The following is a 3124-nucleotide window of genomic DNA, read 5'->3' as shown; positions in this document are numbered from 1 at the left end:
TTCTTTTAGATCCATTACCGAAAAGTCATCATCTTCATTGGCTGATATATGGCGACGTTCACGCAGCAATTCAGTCACAGCTTGTTCTACTTTCTGGGTTGATACGCCATCTTTAACTGATATTTGGATCAGTCTGACATCCTGATTACCCGCTAGTCGTCGTTGAAAAGTGCGTAACGGGATCACCACCAAATCGTCCTGATCCATTCCCATTGTTGACTGCCCCTTAGAATTTAGTAGCCCTATGACTTCACATGACAGCTTTTCTAGGCGGATTTTTTGTCCAATTGGGTTTTGTTCCCCAAACAATTCCTTGCGAACGGTTTCACCTATTATGCAAACAGCCTTGCCTGCGCGTAATTCACTTTCGACAAACTGACGCCCCGATTTAAATTCCCAGTTTCCGGCTTCAAAAAGTTGATTGGTTGAACCGCTAATACTGGTACTCCAGTTCTCATTGCCGAAAACGACGGTAACACTCTGCGATGCGGAGGGAGCAACTGCGCTGATGTTGCTTATTTCTCTGCTGATAGCTTCAGCATCATCGAGACGAAATGCCGATGCTGAGGACCGCTGGCCCATTCCCATCCGCTGACCAGGAGAGACCATTAACAGGTTACTGCCCAGGCTCGAAATTTGCTGTGTCACCTGTTGTGTTGCACCGCCACCAATAGTGACCATAATAATCACCGCCGCTACGCCAATGACAATACCCAAAACCGTAAGAAATGACCGCATAACATTGCGACGAATTTCTCGCATAGCCAATAATAAAGCATTCCATAACATCAGCTGTGTCCTTGGTTGTTGGCATCATGAGCGACTAAGCCATCAAGGAAGTGTATTTGGCGTTTGGCAAATGCTGCCATGTCTGGCTCATGAGTCACCATTACGATGGTGATGCCTTGGTCGCGATTAAATGAGCTTAACAGTTCCATTATTTCTCGACTGCGCGACGAATCTAAATTACCCGTGGGTTCATCGGCTAATAACACCGAGGGCTGAGTCACAATCGCGCGGGCAATCGCTACTCGTTGTTGTTGGCCACCAGATAATTCTCCCGGGGTGTGATCTTCCCAGCCGTTAAGGCCTACTACTTTGAGTGCATTCAATGCATGCTCACGACGCTCAGCAGCTGGCATGCCTCGATAGATGAGTGGTAATTCAACATTTTCCAGTGCTGATGTTCTGTTGAGTAAATTGAATCCCTGAAACACAAAACCGAGATAGTTACGTCTTAGTAATGCTAATTGATCGCGAGTTAACGAACCAACATCAATACCATCAAACCTATAACTGCCTGCAGTTGGTGTATCTAAGCAACCTAGCACATTCATGCAGGTTGATTTCCCTGATCCACTAGGCCCCATCACCGCCACAAACTCGCCGCGCTCGATGGTTAAATCTATTCCGCCCAAGGCCTGCATCTCTGCTTGTCCTGAGCCATAAACTTTGGTGACGTCCCTGAGCTCAATCAGGGAGGGTTGCTGGCTTTGCATCATATCCTTCACTGTTTGTTACTGATGGTATCGATAATTAATGCCATGCCCGTTTCAATGTCGCCAGCAGTGATTTCAGTGTTAATTCCATCACTCGATCCGGTGGTGACTTCTATGGAAATGGGTTGGCCGTCGCGTAGTGTCCATATGTGTTGTTGATTTTTGTTGCTGTTTACTGCGTGTTCTTGAGGTTGTGAGCTGCTTGGAGGTCGTGGCAGTAAATTACTCATTAAGCCGCCACTGCTAGCGGCTTGTTGCTCCTGTTCTGGAGGACTGAAACGCAAGGCTGCATTGGGAACCAGCAATGCATCGGATACTTGTTTAACTAAAATATCCGCGGTGGCCGTCATCCCAGGACGCAGTAATAAGGCTGAATTATCGACAATTAGTACGGTTTCATAGGTCACCACACCATCAACGGTTTGAGAAGCAAAATGAACCTCTGAAATTTTGGCTGGAAAATTTCGACTGGCATAAGCATCCACAGTAAACAATGCCTCTTGTCCCACGCTAATCTGGCCAACATCGGCTTCATCTACGTCTACGTGTAATTCCATTTGAGTGAGGTTTTCTGCCAAGGTAAACATCACCGGTGTTTGAAATGAGGCAGCCATGGTCTGCCCTGGTTCAACATCACGAATTAACACAATGCCATCAATCGGTGAATGTATGGTGGCTTTTGCTAGTGTGGTTAACTCTGAATCAAGCGCTGCTTGCGACTGTACGACTTGGGCTTTAGCACTTGCAAGATTGGCTACAGTGCGATCATATGTCGCTTGTGATGCTTCACATTCTTGTACTGAACACATGCCCGTTTTAGCGAGTTCTCGGGAACGACTTAAGCTGTTTTTGGTTTCGATAATGGTCGCTTCAACTTGTTTAACCTGCGCTTTTGCCCAGTCAAGAGATGCTTTAGCTTGGTTTACCTTGGCCTGCAATTGATCTGTATCCATGCGCGCAAGTACTTGGTCCTTTTTAACGTAATCATTAAAATCGACCAATACTGTTTTAATTGTGCCAGAAATTTCTGAGCCCACTTCAACCTGATTGACGGGTTCGAGCGTGCCAGTAGCGGTAACCGTTATACTCAATAATCCACGGTTGGCATTGGCCGTTTTATAGTGAATAGTTTGCGATTGGCCGTTAGTGAATATTTGCCATACTACAATGATAACAATAACAATTCCCCCAACAATCCAAAACCATTTACCCGCAAACTTGTGCTTTGCACTAGACTTATCGAGTCCTAACGTTTGACGAATATCAGTATCGTGTGATGTTGTCGGTTGTTGTTTATCTGATGTCATATTATGGGCCTCTCATTATTTGAGCATCGATACAAGGCTGGAGAACGTGAAGTTAGTCGATAGCACACGCCACACTTGAGGTGTCATTTAAATTAAGTGTAATACTAAGCTGCAACAGCAATGTGATCTGAGTCAACTTGTTGAGATATATCAAGGTAAATCACTCACAATGATGAGTTTACTCTTCACTAATGCTGATTTTTAATCCCCCGAGTTTATGCTGCTGACACTGTTTTTTCGTGCTGTTGTGTCAAGGTGACATCGTGACCAAAACTAGATGATAGTACTGTTTTTGTGTCATTGAGTTAGCTAAATATC

General features: G+C 45.1%; 3 protein-coding genes. All 3 read right to left on the bottom strand.

Going from position 1 to position 3124, the window contains the following annotated elements; translation table 11 throughout:
- Positions 1-789 (bottom strand): ABC transporter permease (locus CXF78_RS18300; protein ID WP_102037559.1); only part of this gene is annotated, 789 nt, incomplete at its 3' end.
- Complete coding sequence (locus CXF78_RS18295) at positions 789-1502, bottom strand: ABC transporter ATP-binding protein (protein WP_243638333.1); 714 nt, start codon at positions 1500-1502, stop codon at positions 789-791. The genes CXF78_RS18295 and CXF78_RS18300, both read right to left, overlap by 1 nt.
- 5 nt (positions 1503-1507) lie before the next feature.
- Complete coding sequence (locus CXF78_RS18290; RefSeq protein WP_102037558.1) at positions 1508-2806, bottom strand: efflux RND transporter periplasmic adaptor subunit; 1299 nt, start codon at positions 2804-2806, stop codon at positions 1508-1510.
- Positions 2807-3124 lie beyond the last annotated feature (318 nt).

The organism is Shewanella sp. 11B5, from assembly GCF_002836795.1.
Lineage (GTDB): Bacteria > Pseudomonadota > Gammaproteobacteria > Enterobacterales > Shewanellaceae > Shewanella > Shewanella frigidimarina.
The sequence above is the reverse complement of the archived record's forward strand: the minus strand, read 5'-3'. Positions and strand labels throughout refer to the sequence as shown.

Coding starts and splice junctions, on each gene's coding strand:
- CXF78_RS18295 (WP_243638333.1), bottom strand. CDS start 1,502: ATGATGCAAAGCCAGCAACCCTCCCTGATTGAGCTCAGGGACGTCACC.
- CXF78_RS18290 (WP_102037558.1), bottom strand. CDS start 2,806: ATGACATCAGATAAACAACAACCGACAACATCACACGATACTGATATT.